Annotated in this window: 16 protein-coding genes; all 16 read right to left on the reverse strand. The window is 60.6% G+C overall.

What is annotated here, in order from left to right:
* Window positions 1-4: 4 nt before the first annotated feature.
* Window positions 5-682 (reverse strand): cytochrome c oxidase subunit 3, encoded by a 678-nt coding sequence (locus FGL86_RS11060; RefSeq protein ID WP_147184615.1) that lies wholly within the window; start codon window positions 680-682, stop codon window positions 5-7.
* The gene (gene ctaD, locus FGL86_RS11065; protein ID WP_147184616.1) at window positions 642-2273 is read right to left on the reverse strand and encodes a cytochrome c oxidase subunit I; all 1632 of its coding nucleotides are present in this window, start codon (window positions 2271-2273) and stop codon (window positions 642-644) included. Before ctaD ends, FGL86_RS11060 begins: the two co-directional genes overlap by 41 nt.
* Window positions 2270-3283: a cytochrome c oxidase subunit II gene (coxB, locus tag FGL86_RS11070; protein WP_147184617.1), complete on the reverse strand. Its 1014-nt coding sequence runs from the start codon at window positions 3281-3283 to the stop codon at window positions 2270-2272. Before coxB ends, ctaD begins: the two co-directional genes overlap by 4 nt.
* Window positions 3280-4071: an SCO family protein gene (locus FGL86_RS11075; protein WP_147184618.1), complete on the reverse strand. Its 792-nt coding sequence runs from the start codon at window positions 4069-4071 to the stop codon at window positions 3280-3282. Before FGL86_RS11075 ends, coxB begins: the two co-directional genes overlap by 4 nt.
* On the reverse strand, window positions 4068-4751 hold the full coding sequence (locus tag FGL86_RS11080; RefSeq protein ID WP_147184619.1) for a hypothetical protein: 684 nt from the start codon (window positions 4749-4751) through the stop codon (window positions 4068-4070). The genes FGL86_RS11075 and FGL86_RS11080 overlap by 4 nt, the downstream gene beginning before the upstream one ends.
* Window positions 4738-5832, reverse strand: a complete 1095-nt coding sequence (locus tag FGL86_RS11085; RefSeq protein ID WP_147184620.1) for a hypothetical protein — start codon at window positions 5830-5832, stop codon at window positions 4738-4740. The genes FGL86_RS11080 and FGL86_RS11085 overlap by 14 nt, the downstream gene beginning before the upstream one ends.
* On the reverse strand, window positions 5829-6392 hold the full coding sequence (locus tag FGL86_RS11090; RefSeq protein ID WP_246131601.1) for a c-type cytochrome: 564 nt from the start codon (window positions 6390-6392) through the stop codon (window positions 5829-5831). Before FGL86_RS11090 ends, FGL86_RS11085 begins: the two co-directional genes overlap by 4 nt.
* On the reverse strand, window positions 6389-6928 hold the full coding sequence (locus FGL86_RS11095) for a DUF3341 domain-containing protein (protein ID WP_147184621.1): 540 nt from the start codon (window positions 6926-6928) through the stop codon (window positions 6389-6391). Before FGL86_RS11095 ends, FGL86_RS11090 begins: the two co-directional genes overlap by 4 nt.
* Window positions 6925-8295 (reverse strand): NrfD/PsrC family molybdoenzyme membrane anchor subunit, encoded by a 1371-nt coding sequence (gene nrfD / locus FGL86_RS11100; protein ID WP_147184622.1) that lies wholly within the window; start codon window positions 8293-8295, stop codon window positions 6925-6927. Before nrfD ends, FGL86_RS11095 begins: the two co-directional genes overlap by 4 nt.
* Window positions 8292-11420, reverse strand: coding sequence for a TAT-variant-translocated molybdopterin oxidoreductase (locus FGL86_RS11105; protein ID WP_147184623.1), 3129 nt, complete (start codon window positions 11418-11420; stop codon window positions 8292-8294). Before FGL86_RS11105 ends, nrfD begins: the two co-directional genes overlap by 4 nt.
* A complete protein-coding gene (locus tag FGL86_RS11110) occupies window positions 11408-12061 on the reverse strand; it encodes a cytochrome c3 family protein (RefSeq protein WP_147184624.1) in 654 nt (217 codons plus the stop codon). Before FGL86_RS11110 ends, FGL86_RS11105 begins: the two co-directional genes overlap by 13 nt.
* A 272-nt stretch (window positions 12062-12333) precedes the next feature.
* The gene (locus FGL86_RS11115) at window positions 12334-13353 is read right to left on the reverse strand and encodes a glycosyltransferase family 2 protein (RefSeq protein ID WP_147184625.1); all 1020 of its coding nucleotides are present in this window, start codon (window positions 13351-13353) and stop codon (window positions 12334-12336) included.
* 16 nt (window positions 13354-13369) lie between these two features.
* Window positions 13370-13918 carry a dTDP-4-dehydrorhamnose 3,5-epimerase gene (gene rfbC, locus FGL86_RS11120; RefSeq protein ID WP_147184626.1) on the reverse strand — a complete coding sequence of 183 codons (549 nt, stop codon included), beginning with the start codon at window positions 13916-13918 and terminating at the stop codon, window positions 13370-13372.
* A gap of 28 nt (window positions 13919-13946) precedes the next feature.
* Window positions 13947-15260, reverse strand: coding sequence for an NAD(P)H-dependent oxidoreductase (locus FGL86_RS11125; protein WP_147184627.1), 1314 nt, complete (start codon window positions 15258-15260; stop codon window positions 13947-13949).
* An 88-nt stretch (window positions 15261-15348) separates the two neighbouring features.
* Window positions 15349-16125, reverse strand: coding sequence for a glucose-1-phosphate cytidylyltransferase (gene rfbF / locus FGL86_RS11130; protein WP_147184628.1), 777 nt, complete (start codon window positions 16123-16125; stop codon window positions 15349-15351).
* Between the two features lie 39 nt (window positions 16126-16164).
* Entirely contained in the window at window positions 16165-17241 is a 1077-nt protein-coding gene (locus FGL86_RS11135; RefSeq protein ID WP_147184629.1) for an NAD-dependent epimerase/dehydratase family protein, read from the reverse strand.
* Window positions 17242-17305: the final 64 nt, after the last annotated feature.

Raw genomic sequence — 17305 nt, forward strand, 5'->3', positions numbered from 1 at the left:
TTCGTCAGACCCGCAACAGATACAGCAGGGAAAAGACGATCACCCATATCACATCGACGAAGGCCCAGTAGAGCCCGCTGATCTGCACCTGGCGAGCGATGCGCGGCGGGTCCCGCCAGCGCCAGGCGAGCACGGCGATCACGCTCAGCACCCCGAGGCCGATCAGCATGTGCACCGCGTGTAGTCCGGTCATCACGAAATAAAAATTGAAGAACAGCTGGGCACGGTCCGGCTGGTTGCCGGGATAGTCGAAGGTCAGCCCCAGCACCGGCATCAGCTGTTCCTGATATTCCTTGTACCACTCGAAGCCCTTGATCCCGATAAAGAGCGCGCCGATGGCGATGGTGGCGATCAGCAGCCAGAACGTCGCCTTGTGGCGCGCCGCCCTGGACAGCTGTTCCGTCAAGGCCATGGTCAGGCCGCTGGTCAGCAGCAGGGCGGTATTCAGGGTGCCGAGCTTGAGGTCGAGATGGCTCGCCGCCTCGGCGAAGGCGTCCGCGTAGATGACCCGATAAGTGATGAAAGCGCCGAAGGTTCCGCCGAACAGCAGCAGTTCCGTTCCCAGGAACATCCACATGCCCATGCGGTCTGCCTGGCGCTGCTGCTCCATGGCCTCGAATTGCTCGGCCACCGGGCCCTGATCACCCAAAGGGGGCGGTGTTGTCTTGGTCGCGGTAGGCATAGGGTGGCTCCGTCACCGTGGGAATCTGCACGAAGTTGTGTTTTGGCGGAGGTGAGCTGGTCTGCCATTCCAGACCGGTGGCCCCCCAGGGATTGGCCCCGGCGGGCTTGCCCTTGAACAGCGACCAGGTCAGGTACACCAGCGGCAGCAGATAGCCGATGGCCAGCACACCGGCCCCCAGGGAAGACATCACGTTGAGCAGTTGAAAATCCTCCGGGTATTCGTGATAGCGCCGGGGCATGCCTTGATAGCCGAGAATGAACTGAGGAAAGAAGGTCAGATTGAAACCGATGAACAGGGCCAGGGCGGCGACCTTCGACCAGATTTCCGAATACATCTTGCCGGTCATCTTCGGCCACCAGAAATGCACCCCGCCCAGGTAGGCGGTGACCATGCCGCCTACCATGACGTAATGAAAATGCGCCACCACGAAGTAGGTATCGTGAACGTGCACGTCGATGGTCATGGCCGCCACGATGATGCCGGTCAGGCCGCCGATGGTGAATAGACCGATGAAGGAAAAGGCATACAGCATCGGCGCGGTGAGCAGGATGCGTCCGCGATAAAGGGTCGCGGTCCAGTTGAAGGTCTTGATGGCCGAAGGCAGCGCCACCAGGAAGGAAAACAGCGAGAACATGATGCCGGCGTACATGCTCTGGCCGGCGACGAACATGTGATGCCCCCAGACCAGAAAGCCGAACAGGGCGATCGCCATCACCGAAATGACCATGCCCTTGTAGCTGAACAGACGGTTGCGGGAGAAGCAGGAGATGAGTTCCGAGACGACGCCCATCCCCGGCAGGATCATGATGTATACCGCCGGATGGGAATAGAACCAGAACAGATGTTGGAACAGGATGGGATCCCCGCCCAGGGCCGGATCGAAGATGCCGATGCCGAAGATCCGCTCAACGGCGATCAGCAGCAGGGTGATGGACAGCACCGGGGTGGCCAGGATCATGATCAGGCTGGTGGCGTAGGTGGCCCAGGCAAACAGCGGCAGGCGCATCCAGGTCAGCCCCGGGGCGCGCATCTTGTGCAGGGTGACCATGAAGTTGATGCCGGTGAGAATCGTCGAGAAGCCCACCACGAATACCCCGGTGGCCGCCGCCAGCACCGCCGTGTTGGTGAACAGGGTGGAGTAGGGGGTATAGAAGGTCCAGCCGGTATCCACCGCGCCGAGCAGTACCGTGAGCACCACGAACAGGGCGCCGATGGTATAAATATACCAGGACAGCAGGTTGAGCCGGGGAAAGGCCAGGTCCCGGGCGCCGACCATCAAGGGGATCAGGAAGTTGCCCAAGGTGTTGGGAATCGAGGGAATCAGGAAGAACCATACCATGATGATGCCATGCATCGAGAACATCTCGTTGTAGGTATCCGGACTGAGCAGGTCCCCTCGGGGGGTGATCAGTTCTAGGCGGATCAGCAGGGCGGCGATGCCGCCAAGGAAGAAGAAGAAGGTGATGGAGGCGAAATACAGCCAGCCGATGCGCTTGTGGTCCGTGGTCAGGAGCCAGTCTCGCAGGCGGAAGCCGCTGCTCAGGTAGTGATCCCGGGGCCAGCGTTGGTCAAGGGCAATGGTGCTCATGGAGCGTCTCCTTGGGTCATGGCGGCGGGATTGAGCGCCTGGTCTTCCGGCTGCAGGGATTTCAGATACGCGATGATTTGCAGGATCTCGCCTTCGCTGATCTGTCCGGAATAGCTTGGCATGATCGGCGCGAAGCCGGCGACCACGTGCTTCTGCGGCTGCAGGATGGAATCCCGCAGGTAGGCTTCATCCGCCATTACCGTGCCGCCGCTGGCCAGGGGCACCGGGCGGCCGTAGACTCCGGCGAGGCTCGGCGCCCGCACGTCGGACTTGCCCAGATGGCAGCCGCTGCAGCCGTAGCTGCGAAACAGGCTGGCTCCCTGGACTTCCGGTGCCACCTGCTCGCCCTGATCTCCCAGCCAGCGCTCATAGTCCGCGGGCTGCATGGCGACGATCTTGCCGCGCATGCGGGAATGATAGCTGCCGCAGTATTCCGCGCAGAACAGCCGGTATTCCCCGGGCTTGGTGGCCTCGAACCATACCTTGCGGTAGGTGCCCGGCACCGCATCGTGCTTGACGCGAAAATCCGGCACGTAGAAGCTGTGTATGACGTCTTCAGAGGTCAGGCGCAGCTCCACGGTTTCCCCCACCGGCACGTGCAGGGTGTTGATCTCACGCACGCCCTCCGGATGCTGTACCTTCCACATCCACTGCTTGCCCACCACGTTGATGGTCATGGCCGCTTCCGGGCCACGATAGATATTGAGATACAGATGCGTCGACCAGGCGAATATGCCCATGAAGATCACGAACATGGCCCCTAGCACGCTGAGCTCGATCCGATGGCTGCTTTTGGCGCTGGGCAGCTTTCCCCGCGGCTTCTGACGATCCGCATGGTAACGATAACTGAAGAATACGATCAGTCCGAATACCAGCAGGGTCATGAAACCGCACACCACCACCAGGCCGATGAAGAACAGATCCAGCTCCCCCGCGTAGCTGGACGCCTGCTCCGGAAAGAATTTCAGCCCTTCCTGGATATCCGGTAGATAGCCGTGTTCCGCACTCATGCCGCCTGCCTCCTGCGCATCCACAGCACCGCCAGCAGCATCAGTGTTACCGTGGCGATGCCCGCCACCTGCAGCAGCCGCATGATCGCCAGATTGTACTGGCCGGTGGTGGGGTCGAACTGATAGCAGCGTACCAGCACCTTCTGCAGCGGGCTGCCCAGTTCCCCTTCGCTGCTTTCCATCATGGCCAGTTTCAGGTCCGGCGCCTCCGGGCGCATGCCCAGCAGATAATGGCTGATACGCCCACCGGGAGAGACCACCACCACGCCAGCCGGGTGCGCGTAGGTGCCGGACTGGGGGTCAAAGGCGTAGTGAAATCCTGCTGCCTTCGCCAGGGCATCGATGGCAGGCTTTTTACCGGTGAGAAAATGCCAGTTGTCGATGTTGTCGCCGTGACGGTTACGCAGATCCTTGCGCATGCGTTCCGCGTCCGCGGCCCCTTCCTCCGGGGCAATGCTGACGGTGACTACCCGGTAGTCGTCCAGTTCGAAGGGCAGCTTTTCCGTGGTATCCGCGAGCCGGTCGAGCAGCATCGGGCACAGCATGGGGCAGTTGTACCAGGCCAGGCTGAGAATGGTCGGCTTGCCTTCGGTCAGAGCGGCGATATCCACCAGTTCCCCGCTCGCGTCGCGAAACCGCAGCTCTCCGGGCAGCTGGTTGCCGATGCGCTGTTCGTAGTCCACCTGATCGAGCACCGCTTCCTGCTGAGCCGGCGACTGCCCCCAGGCCGGCAGCGCAAGCCATAGCAGGGCGATCCAGACGATCCAGCGTCCTGACGTCCCGTTCATTGTCCCTCCTTGGATGAAAACGTTTCCTCGAGCGATTCCTGCGCGCTGCGAACCGGAATATTCTCCTTGCGGGCCGGCGGTGGCAGCGTGTCTCGCGGGCTCGTGTCCTCTCGCGCTACCGGCGCTGCTGCGGGACCTTGTTTCAACCACTGGGTGGCCGCCTGCGGGTCCAGAGCGACCCCGTCGATGGCGACCCCGTCGATGGCGACCCCGTCGATGGCGACCCCGTCGAAAGGCATACGGCTTGGCGGCGGCGTCTGGTTGGCCTCCGGCAGACCCTGTTCCAGCAGGCGCTGCTTGGCCAGAGCGATAGGAATATGTACCCGGTTCGCGTCCCGATCCACCCAGCCGTAGCTGTTCAGGTGCAGGGTCATGCGCTCGTGAAACGCCTGGTAGTCCTGTACCGGGCTGGCCTGAAGATGCGGCAGCGGCGTCTGGATCTGGGACTGCTCGAAGGGGCTCGGCGGTCGCTGCGGTTCCTGCCAGACCGTGCTCATCAAGGCCCACAGCACCAGCAGACACGCCGGTACGAAAAGCACCATGAACAGCAGCGACTTCACCAGCAGCGAGGAAGAGAGGTCCTTCTCTTCGAAGCCGCGCTCCTCCTTCTCCTGGGAACCCCGGGTCTGGGATTTACCTTCCGGCGTATCGGAAAGCTCTTCCTGCTCATGAGTTTTCATGGCGCACCTCGCGGCGGACAAACGACCTGGCTCGAGCGCTATTCTGACTCTTGTCCGACTTGCCCAGCAGCGTCTGGCGTCGATCGTGCCCCAGCCACAGCAGACAAAGTGCCAGCAATGCGACGACTGCCGTCGGGCCCAATAGCCAGGCCCAGGCGGTAGTAGGCAGCGACGGCCAGATAAGCCACTGGCCATGCAGAAGGTAGCCCGTCAGGGCGATCAAGGCGGTCATTCGCAGCCAGCCGGCGCGACGCTTGGCGGCGGTGGGCAGCAGCATGGCAAAGGGAATCACCAGGAACAGCAGGACGCTCAAGCGGCCGATCCAGCCCCAGGCCGCCGCGTCTCGCTGTAAATACCAGAGGATTTCATCCGGCATGTTGCCTGACCAGATGATGATCAACTGGGAGAAGCTGACGAAGGCCCAGCCCAGCAGCGCCGCCAGCCAGATATTGGCCAGATCCAGACGCACGTCGTCGCGCAGCGAGCCGGCCTCCAGTATCAGCCCCAAGGCCAAGGCGCCGCTGGCGCTGAACATCATGCGCTCCATGCCGAAGACATCAGAGTAGAACTTGGGCTCCAGTGACATGATCCAGTCGTAGCTGAAGAAGGTGACCGTCAGCGCCCAGAGGATCAACCCCGGGGCGTGCCAGCGCCGCGCCGGGGTAGGGCGACAGAGCCACCAGGCCATCAGCGACCACACCAGGAGATAAAACAGGGTACGGCCGATGAAGAACGGACCGTTGAGATAGAACTGCTTGCGTTGCACTACCTCGGGGAGCGACTCCGTCGGCGCCATCCAGGGAAAGAGCGCGCCAAGAAACGGCAGCAGCGGCAGCAGGGTCAATGCCAACAGCGGCGTGACCGCGGCCAGCGCCTTCCACACCGGCTCGCTTTCATGGCCCCAGGCGCCGCCGGTGATGCCGTGCACCATCAGTATCGCCATGGCCCCCAGAGACAGGAAGGCCAGGGTGATCCAGGCCGCCAGCCAGGCCTGAGCCAGGCCGCGCGGGTCGAGGAACCCGCCGATCAGGCAAAGCAGCAGCGCCGTCGCCAGGATGAGGGCCAGGGTCTTGGATGTCATTGGGGCGCCTCCCGGGACGAATCGTCGACGCTGTCCGCCAGGCGTGCCCGCTGGGACGCGCTCAGACTGTCGTAGGCAACGTGCTGGGACAGCTGCAGAGCGCGGATATAGGTGGCGATGGCCCAGCGATCCTCCAGCGGCACACGGTCTCGATAGGAATACATCACCCCGTAGCCTTCGGTAATGACGTCGACAAAATGCCGCAGCGGCGCGTTACGCAGCCGTTCGCTATGAAACGACGGCGGCGCCGGAAAGCCGCGCTGCACCACCATGCCGTTGCCATAGCCGCTGGCGGCGTGACAGGGAGAGCAGAAGATCTCGAAGCGTTCCTGACCGCGATCCAGCAGTGCCTGGTCGAAGGTCATGGGCAGGGTGTCGGCGATCGGTTCGAGCCGTTCGTCCCTGGCCACGGTGCCGGGCACCGTCCGGCGCGCGGCCTGATTCTCCGGCCACTGCGGGGCTGCCTCGTAGGTGTTGTATTTGGGCTGAAAGCGCATCTCCGGCTGATCGCAGCCCGCAAGCAGAGCGCATGCGAGACCCAGCAGGGCAAACCGCCTCACGCCGGCACCTCCTGGATATCCAGGGCGTGCAGGTCCCTCAGGCGTCGGCGAAGATGCTCCACATCCTCTTCGGGAGTTTCCTCGAGGCGAACCAGCAGGAAGAAGCTGTCATCCGAGGCTCGGGAAAACATCGCCAGATTGAAGACCGGATGGTAGGGCCGCGGCAGGCGATTGCCCATGAGCATGCCGACCAGTGCTACCAGCACCGCGGCGAGAATCGACAGCACGAAGGCCAGCAGCAGGAAGGGCGGCCAGCTGTGCAGCGGTTTGCCGCCGACTACGTAGGGATAGTCGATCACCGCGCTGTACCAGGCCATCCAGTAGGTTCCCGCCGCCGCTGCCAGGGCGCCCACCAACGCCGCCACGGTCAACCAGCGGGAGCGCTCTCCCAGGGCCTGGCTCAAGCCTTTCACCGGATGCGGGGAAAAGGCTTCCAGATGCGTATAATTCGCCCGACGCAGGGCGGTGACTGCCTCGATCAGGGTACTCGCCTGTTCGAAGCGGCCCAACACGCCATAGAGATCCGGATTGCTCATGAGCTCTTCTCCTGCCTTGCTTGCTCCTTGCCCTGCCGACGGGCGATCAGCCCCCGCATGTCGTGCAGCGAGATCAAGGGGGTCAGCTTGACGAAGATCAGCAGCAGCAGGCCGAACAGCCCCAGGGAGCCCAGATAGGCCGCCCAGTCCCAGCCGGTAGGCCAGATGGTGCCCCAGTTCGACGGCATGTAATCCGCGTGAGTGGAGGTGAATACGATCTGGAAGCGCTCCAGCCACATGCCCAGGTTGCTGGTGATGGCCAGGCACAGGATGGCGACTGGCGAGCGGCGCACCCCCTTGAACCACAGCAGCTGGGTGAGCACCACGTTGCAAGTGATCATGCTCCACCAGATCGGCGCGTAGGGGCCGGTCCAGCGGTCGAAATACACGGTGCGGTAGTAGTCTTCGCCGGTGTAGAAGGCGGTGAAGATCTCCTGGCTGTAAGCGTAGGCGACAATCAGGGAGAACAGCAGCATCATGCGCCCCAGGTAATCCAGGTGCACCCGGGTGACCAGATCCTTGAGGTTGAAGAGGCTGCGCAGCACCACCGCCAGCAGCGCTACGGTGGAAAAGCCGGAAAACAGGGCGCCGGCGACGAAGTAGGGCGGAAAGATGGTGAAGTGGAACCCTGGCACGATGGACACTGCCAGGTCCAGGGAGATGATACCGGTCACCGTGACCACGATGGGGGTGGCCAGGGCCGCCATGACCATGTTGGCCTTCTCGTAGCGCTCCCAGTGGGCGGCGCTGCCTCGCCAGCCCACCGCCAGGACGCCGTAGGCCTTGGCTTTCCAGCCCCGGGCGCGATCCCGCAGGGTGGCCAGGTCCGGCAACAGGCTCATGTAAAGGAAGCAGGCGGTGAAGACGAGATAGGTGAAGATGGCGAAGAAATCCCATACCAGGGGGCTGCGCCACTGGGGCCAGAGCCCCATGGTGTCGGGGTAGGGCAGCAGGTAGTAGAAGAACTGCGGGCGGCCCAGGTGCATGATCGGATAGATGCCGGCGCAGACGATGGCGAACATCGCCATGGCCTCGGCGAAGCGGTTGATGCCGGCGCGCCAGGGCTGGCGGGTGATCAGCAGCACCGCGGAGATCAGGGTGCCGGCATGGGCGATGCCGATCCACCAGATGGTGTTGAGGATCGGCATGCCCCAGGCCACCGGAATGGTGATGCCGAAGATGCCCACGCCCACCGTGAACAGCACGGAAAGCGCCACCACGAACATCAGGGACAGCAGCGCGCAGATGATGACGCCTACCCACCAGCCGAAGGGCGCGCGCTCCCGCAGCACCAGATCGCTGATGCGCTGGGTCATGGAGGCGAAGGTGATATCCGGGGGCAGCAGCCGGTCCTGTTGTGCCTTCATGACAACCTCCCCTTGGCTGTCTGGCGGAAGAACACCGGCGACGCTCTCTCGGCGGATTGCTTATCCGGCGTGTAGATACCCACTTCGGCCTGGCCCGACGAGGGGCCTTTTTCCATCAGCGCCGGGTTGGGGTCGCGCACCGCTGCCAGGTAGTGGGTGCGCGGGCGCACGTTGAGATGAGCGAGCATGCCGTAATCCAGCGGATGGGCATGGAGTCGGCTGATCTGACTGTCTGGATCCTTGAGATCGCCGAAGACGATGGCCTGGGTGGGGCAGCTCTGCTGGCAGGCGGTCTGGATATCGCCGTCCTTCAACTCGCGATTTTCCACATCCGCGGTGATCCGCTCGCGGCTGATGCGCTGCACGCAGTAGGTGCATTTTTCCATCACCCCCCGGGAGCGTACCGTGACCTCCGGGTTGTAAGCCGGTTGCGGCGTCCGGTGGCCGGTGGCGCCGTGGGTGTAGTCGAGCCAATTGAAGCGGCGCACCTTGTAAGGGCAGTTCTGGGAACAGTAGCGGGTGCCCACGCAGCGGTTGTAGATCATCTCGTTCAAGCCGTTGGCGTTGTGCTGGGTAGCGCCCACCGGACAGACGTACTCGCAGGGGGCGTTCTCGCAGTGCATGCAGGTCACCGGCTGAAAGACCATCTCCGGGCCATCAAGCGGCCCCTTGAAGTAGCGGTCGATGCGAATCCAGTGCATCTCCCGGCCCTTGCGGACTTCCTCCTCGCCGACCACGGGGATATTGTTCTCCGCCTGGCAGGCGGTGACGCAGGCGTTGCAGCCGATGCAGGCGGAGAGATCGATGCTCATGCCCCAGGCGTGGTCCGCTTCTCGTGGCGCCGGCCAGGGTTCCGGATAGAGAGATTCCGAGGGCGTTTCGTGCTGGGCGAAACGAGGATTATCGCGATAGGTATCGAGGCTGGCGGCACGAATCAGGTCGCGACCTTCGATGGCATTGTGATTCTGAGTGGTGGCCAGCGGGTGGCGCCCGCCGGTCTTTTCCAGGGTAGCCGCCATCGCCCAGGCGCCGTTCCGAGGCTGCAACCGAAAGGCGTTGACGCCGATCCCCTCCGCCACCCGGCCCGCCCGGGTGCGTCCGCCGCCCAGCGGCAGGGTCACCGCGTCTTCCGGCATGCCGGGAAGCACGTAGACCGGCGCCTCCAGACTGCGCTCGCCGACGCTGATGCGCAGGATATCGCCGTTGGCGAGTTCCTGGCGTTCCGCCAGGGCCGGGGCGATCAGCAGCGGCGTGGACCAGGTCACCTTGGTCAGCGGACGCGGCAACTCCTGGAGCCAGGCGTTGTTGGCAACGCTGCCGTCCCACAGGGAGGGGTCCGGGCGCAGCTGCAGAGTCAGGCCTTCCGGCGCCTTGGTGGGCATCGGAAGCTGGTCTTGCCAGGTGTTCGCCAGGCTGACTTGCTTGAGTTCAAAAGCGCTATCCGGCACGAAGCCTTGGTGCAGGCTGGCGTTCCAAAAGGCGTCGAAATTCTCCCCAGCGATATTCGCCCCGCTATTCTCGCCGGGCTCCACGTGCAGGATCTCCCAGTGTTCCCGCAGCAAAGTGCGCGCGTCCTGATCGGTACCTTCCTGCAGGGCAGCGAGGAACTGCAGCGCCGTCTTGCCGCCGTGCAGAGGTTCGATCAAGGGCTGCAGCAGGCTCAGGGTGCCATCGAAGGCCCGGGCGTCCCCCCAGGTTTCCAACGGGTGAGTCGCGGGGATGTGCCAGTGGCAGAGCCGGGCGGTTTCATTGTGGGTCTCGCCCCAGTGAATGCGCCAGTCCACCTGTTCGCAGGCATTGGCGAAACCCAGCTCCGCCGGAGCGCTGTAGGCCGGATTGACGCCCATCATCACCAGGCTATGCACCTTGCCGGCGTGCATGGCGTTGACCAGTTCATCGAGCGGGTCCTGGGAGTAGCTGGCGTCTACCGGTTCGATGAAGGCCACGGTGCTGCCGAAGGCGCCGAGCGTCGCGTTGATCGCTTGGGCGATGGCGTGAACTTCCGGCGGCTGCTGGTCGCCGGGCACCACCAGGGCGGCACTGCCCTGGTCGCGCAAATCCTTCACCAGCGCGTCGAGCCACTGTCGGGGCAAGGGAGAGTCGTTCGGCGCCGTCACGTCGAGCCCCAGGGCGCCGGCCAACTGGCGAGCGGCGTCGACGATTCGCGGCTGGCTGAGTCCTTGGTGATGCTCCGCCATGCTGCCGGTGATACTCGGCGTGGATTCGATGGCGTAGAGGCGCAGCAGTTCGTTCGTCTCTCGAGGGCTAGCGCTATCCCGCGGCCGTCGCTGTTTGGCGAAGTCGTGTGCGTAGCGCAGAAAGCCCGGCTGGGCCTGCAGGAAATCCGCGTCCAGGCTCAGCACCACCCTCGCTCGATCGAAACGATAGATCGGCTCTCGAGCCGAACCGAACAGCCACCGGCTAGCGGTATAGACATGGCTTCGATCCACCGGACTGTAGCGGTACCAGCGCGCCCGAGGCCAGCGTTCCTTGAGCCATTTGACGCGCTGGGCTTCGCTGGGGGAGGTCCAGGGGGCGGTCAGAAAAGCCAGTCCTTCGCCTCCATTGGCGTCCCAGCGCTGCTGCTGCTGGATAAGATCTCCCAGGAAAGCGCTAAAGCTGGAGGTTTTGTTCTTGTGGGTCACCGCGCCTTGCCGGTCCGGATCATAAAGCGACAGGATCGATGCCTGGGAGAGACTGTCGCAGGCGCCCAGGGTCGCCGGGTGCTCGGGATTGCCTTCCAGCTTGATGGGGCGCCCCTCGCGACTCTGCGCGAGCAGTCCTTGGGCATAGCCGTCAATGAGGTGGCTGGTGGCGTAGTAGCGTGGCATGCCCGGCACCAGACCTTCCGGCAGGTTCACGTAAGGCACCAGCCGTTCCTGTGGCTGGCTGTCGCAGGCGGTCAAGCCGCCCAGGGCCAGACTCGCCGCCATCAGCTTGAGTACCCGGCGGCGGTCGATGGGTGCAGCCCAGAGCCCGCGATGGCTCGGAAATTCACCCTCGAGAAATGCCGTGAAGGCAGGATCCTCCGCCAGCTCCTCGACGCTGCGCCAGTAGTCGGCGCCGCGCTGGCCGTCGAGTTCCTGGCGAATCCGTTGCCAGTATTGGGCGCTCAGCGATGACATGTGGTGCACTCCGTCAAGCGGTCCAGCGGAATTCCGTAATGTTCGATCAATTCCTCGCCGGCAACCCCATCGTTGCCAGGCGAGTAACCCATGGCGGTAATACGGTTTTCCGGGCGTAGATTGGGCGCCGGATTGCGGTGGCATTCCAAACACCACTGCATGGAGAGCGGTTTTTTCTGCACCATCAGCGGCATCTTGTCGACCCGCCCATGACAGGATTCGCAGCCCACGCCGTTGTTGACGTGGGCGCGATGGCTGAAATAGACGTAGTCCGCCAGGTTGTGCACTCGCACCCAGCGAAGCGGCTCGTCTTGCGCCAGGCTCTGACGCACCGGAGCGAGCATTTCGGCATTGGTCCATTCCTGGGAATGGCAGGTCATGCAGGTATAGGTCGGGGGGATCCCGGCAAAATCCGAGGTCTTGACGCTGGTATGGCAGTATTGGCAATCGATGCCCAGGCCGCCGACATGGTGCTGGTGACTGAAGGGTACCGGCTGCTCCGGCGCATAGCCGGTGCCCGTATGGTAGGGGGATTGATAATACAGATAACCGGCTATGCAGAACGCTACCACCAGCACCAGGATGCCGATCAGAATAATGGCGGACAACGCATTGGCACGTGGACGAAACAGAGATGCCATGAACTTTCCCTTGAGTCTTTATTGAATCCTTTCAATGACACTCAAACGCTAGTCTCGGTGGCTGCCGAGCTTGCTCAACATCGCTTGGATGGCTAGCAAGTCTTTTTTACTATAGAAAGTCTTCCGCTAGAGTTTCCAGTTTTTTCCCAGTTTTTGTTCGTAGCATACAAAAAAAGGCCTTGTTGCAAGACCTTGCAGGTGAAATAGGAGAATTCCAGAGTCGCGCCCGAGCAAGGGCTCGTCGGGGAGATGGCAGCGGTCAGAATGACGTTTCAGGACGTCATTCTGACCTGCGGTTTCTTGGTTATCATTTCGTGATTGGCGGCTTGCAGTTCATAGCGTACCGGCGTGAACGTGCTAAAGGTGGCCTTGGCCTTGTCGAAAGGCGCATCAGCGGCTTCTACCCGGGGAGAAAATCCTATGCTCCCGATGATGCCTTTCATCACGACCTTGGCTTTTTGAAACTGCCCACGTCGCAACAGTCTGATGAGCCAGTTCAGGTCCTTCAGCATCAGGAAGGCGTATTGGCGAAACAGGCTATATTTCTTGGCGACGTAAAGGTTGTTGCGTATGGAATACTTGAAGTATTCGATACGAGCCGGGTTTTCTTCGGAAAGAATGGTAACCGCGCCATTCTTTTGACGCAGGTGCAGCACTCGACTATTACCCACCAGATAGCCGGGAGTGGTGCGAGTGACTCGTAGCGTGAACTCCGTGTCTTCCCCCCAGATGAACATCGACGCGATAGGCAGGCCGAAGGTTGCCAGTGTGGCTCGCGGCACGAGAATCGAGACGAAGGTGCCACGCTGGATCGCGATCAAGCCGTGTTCGATCAGCTGAGTCCAGTCGGGATAACCGATTGAATTCTTGCTGGTATCCACCACCGGCGTATTGGTGGCCAAGCCATCTTCCGTAAAGGCAGCGGAAAGAAGATAAGAGTATTCCGTATTCTGCGCCTTCAATACGCCTTCCGCTTCGCGCAGACGCTGCAGCGCTTCCGGCGTCGGGATGACATCGTCATCCATCATCCAGACAAAATCCGCGCCTTTTTGATAGGCAAGTCGAAAACCGAGATTGAACCCGCCGGCGGCTCCGAGATTGCGTGATAGTACATGCACTTCGAGATTGGGAAGCTGCAGGCTGTTCAGCATTTCCTTGGTACCGTCCGTACTGGCATTGTCGATAACCAGTACGCGGCTACATGGCTGAGTCTGGGAATAGACGGCGTCAAGACAGCGCTGTAACAATTCCTGGCGGTTATAGGTGAGAATGACAGCGATAACGTTTGGCATAGGAGTCGTCCCGTTGTCAGAAAAGAGGTTGGGTGCGTTCATCGATCAACGGCCAGTTGGCATCCTTTTCGGATAGCACGGTGATCGGAACGGGCCAGGAGATACCGAGCGCCGTATCGGAATATCGCAAGCCGTCCTCCGCGTCAGGACAATAGGACTCGGATACCAGGTAGCTCACTTCGACATCGTCGGTCAGAGTGAGAAACGAATGAGCGAACCCCGGCGGCACGTACAGCTGTTGACGATTGCTGTCGGTGAGTTCGAACAGCTGGTGCTGGAGATAGGTCGAGGAATCGCGTCGCACATCGACGATGACATCGACAATGGCGCCTCTCAGGCAGCGCACCAGCTTGGCTTCCGCATGCGGGGGGCGCTGATAGTGCAAGCCTCTCAGGGTGCCACGCTGAGCGGAAAACGACATGTTCTGCTGTTTGAAATCGGCGATCAGACCATGTTCGGCAAATTCGTCGCGACACATGGTGCGTGCGAAATGGCCGCGGTCATCGCCGCGCGGCTCGAGCTCGATCAGCCAGGCATCATTCAAGTTGGTTTCATGAAATTTCATTGCGTTCCCCTGCGATTCAATGAGTCGCTTATTGGTATGTAAACTCGCGTTCCTGTTCTGCGTAGAGTCGGTCGATCAGCCGATCCGTCGGGATCACCACGTCATCGAAAGTCAGCGGCGCATCCTTTGCGACGGGACGTGCCAGAGTGCAACCCAGCGCCAGGCCGATGGGCAGCAGATTGTCCCGACGAATCGCGTCGATATTCTCCGCGACCCCGTAGACTTCGAAGCCGCCGAATTCCTGGATCGTCTCGCCCTCGGCAAGTGGTTTCTTGGCAAGTGCAATCACGCCGACTTTCGGGCCACCTGCCGGCGTGAGAACCGGATCCTGAAAAAGTACTGCCCGAGCGACGGAGGTTGGCACCTCGAAATGACAGAGGTGGTAGGGGGTATAAAAGCAGTAGTAAGGGCCCTTACCCAGCTTGTAGAGCTCGAGGTAATGACGCTGACGCGGATGCTCCAGGGTTCCCAGCACGAAGACACCCGGACCGGGACGCGCGCCCACTACATAATCCACCAACCCCGGGCCGTCAGGATCGAGATGAGGTTCGAAAGCGGAAACGGTCTCTTCGATGGGTACCTGAGGCGCCCCCGGATCGCCGCCGGAAAAGTCGGGACCTAGCATTCCACGGCGCGCCACCTGCATTCCCGTCCCGTTGGCCACGATAGCCTGTTCGAAGGAAATCTTGGTGCCGTCCGCAAAGGAGGCCACCATGGCGGGTTTCTGTCCCCAGCGCTTGGCAAAGCTTTCTTGAGTCGTCGGGTTGCGATAGGGGTCATGCAGTCCTTTTATGTTGCCGCAAAGCACCGGCTTGACGCCCAGGCCCTTGACGAATCGATAGAGATTCATCTGCACGCCGGGCTGATCGCCATCCGAAAAGCTGTAAATCACCCCGGCTTGATCGGCTTTGACCTTCAATATCGGTCCGACGGTGCCGTCCAGTTCGGCATTCATCTGAATGACGTGTTTGCCATTTTCGATCGCTTCCAGCACGACACGAGCGGCAAACTCGACGGAACCGGTTACCTCGATGATGGCATCCAGGCCATCGGCGCCGGCCAGGGCCACGGCATCTTCGGTAACAACGGGTTTCCCGTCGGCGATAGCTTTTTCCATTTCCTCGCGGGTTTCGCAGCGCCCAGGCTGAATACCCGCTTGATCGAAGACGCCGATGGCGGCATCGAGATTTCGATTAGCGACGGCGCATAGACGCATGCCCGGCGTTGCGGTCATGATCTGTAGCCCGATGCCGCTGCCCTGAAACCCTGCCCCTATCAGTCCCACGCGAATGGGGTCGGCCGAAGCCTCGCGCCGGGCAAGCGCTGTATCCACGATAATCATCGATATTCCGCCATTTTTCCGTCAAATATACTTCTTGGCCTGTCGAATGAACTGCCTGGAAAATGTCGCTTGTTATTGAACGGCACTTTCAATAATCCCAGACTTTCCAGGGCGGATTCTTTGTCCAGATATCCTCGAGCACCATCTTGTCTCTCAAGGAATCCATGCTTTGCCAATAGCCTTGATGATGGTAATAACCGAGTTTTCCGCGCTCCACCATCCGGTCCATGGGCTCGTTTTCCCAGACGCTTTGATCGTTATCGATCAAATCAAAGACCTCCGGCTCGCAGACGAAGAAGCCGCCATTGATCAGGCCACCGTCTCCGGCGCCTTTCTCGCGAAAGGTTCCAACCTTGTGGGTTTCTTCGTTCAGGCGCAGGGCACCATATCGGCCGGGCTGAGTCACCGCCGTCAGCGTGCACCAGTTGTCCGAAGCTTTATGGGCTTTGACCAGCGCATTGATATCGACGTTGCTGACCCCGTCGCCGTAGGTCAGACAGAAAGGGCCATCGGATAATAATTCGCGGGCATATTTGATACGTCCACCGGTCATGGCATCGGTGCCGGTGTTGAGAACCGTGACTTTCCAGTCTTCGTTCTTGCCCTGCAGCCATTCGATCTTGTTGTTCTTTAGATCGATAGTGAAATCCGTATTTTTTCCACGGTAATTAAGGAAATAATCGCGGATGTAGTCGACCTTGTATCCGCCAAGAATGACAAAGTCATTAAAGCCATGGTGGGAATATAGCTTCATGATGTGCCATAGAATCGGACGACCTCCTATTTCCACCATGGGTTTTGGACGAACCGATGTCTCTTCGCTTAGCCTAGTGCCATAACCGCCGGCCAAAATAGCTACTTTCATGTCTCACCTCTTTCTGCTTTTACTGTAATGGATACTTTATTAAGCAATCTGTCTTTCTGGCGTCTTGACTGACTGGTCTATCCATTTCAGCGATTCTGAAAGACGGCCTGAATCGATATGCGACTGAAGCACCTGGAGACGCATGTACGAAGAAGTGCGAAAATCCGTATCGGAAAACTTCATCCGCTGCAAGCCCTCGACTAACCCTTGAATGGAGTCGGATAGGGTCTTAATCGGCTGGTAGTCGGGCGCGAGGCTGGCGAAAAGATCGAAGTCAACTTGATAGGAGCGGCTATCGACCGGGGCATCGGTGTTGATGCTGACGGTTGTACCGGGAATCGCCTCTGCCACGGCGGTTGCCAGATCGCGCACCTGATGATTGCGGGTATTCGAGCCTGTATTGACGCTGAGCACTCTTCCGCCGTTATCGGCGTTGCGCTGTATCGCCCAGTCGATAGCGCGCGCCATGTCGGAGACGTCGATCAAGGGGCGCCAGGGCGAGCCGTCGCTCAGGACGGTTATCTTTCCTTCGCTCAATGCGCCGGCGACGAAATCGTTGAGCACCAGGTCCAGACGCAGACGAGGAGACATGCCGCAAGCGGTTGCGAATCGCAGGCTGGTGATGACCATGTCACCAGAAATATTCTCGAGTTCGGCTTCGGCACCAAACTTGGATTTTGCATAATCCGTCATCGGCGCAATCTGGTCACCTTCCTTGCGAGGCGCCCCGCTGGCAATGCCGTAAATACTGCAGCTGGAAGCGAATACGAAATTCCTGACGCCGGCTTCAGCGGCTTTTCTTGCCATTGAGACCGTTGCATCCTGGTTGATTTCTTTCGTGACAGTCGCGAAACGGCTTCCCATGGGATCGTTGGAAACCGCAGCGAGCTGTATGACGGCGGTATACTGTTTGAGCATGCTTACCGTGATATCGCGACTGTCACCAAAGAACTGCTGTTCCAGATAACGCTCCGGCAAATCATTTACACCGGTCAGGCAGTGCGAGAAATAGGCGTTATCGTATCCATGAATAACCGCTTCCGGATGCTTGCGCGCGAGTTCCTCGACCAGAACCGGCCCGACATAACCTAGATTGCCAACAACAAGGATTTTCATAGTCAACTTACCTTACTCAAGACAGATCGATAGTTTTCAATAAAATTTCAAAATGAATGATTCG

Origin of the sequence: Pistricoccus aurantiacus (assembly GCF_007954585.1) — a bacterium.
GTDB lineage: Bacteria > Pseudomonadota > Gammaproteobacteria > Pseudomonadales > Halomonadaceae > Pistricoccus > Pistricoccus aurantiacus.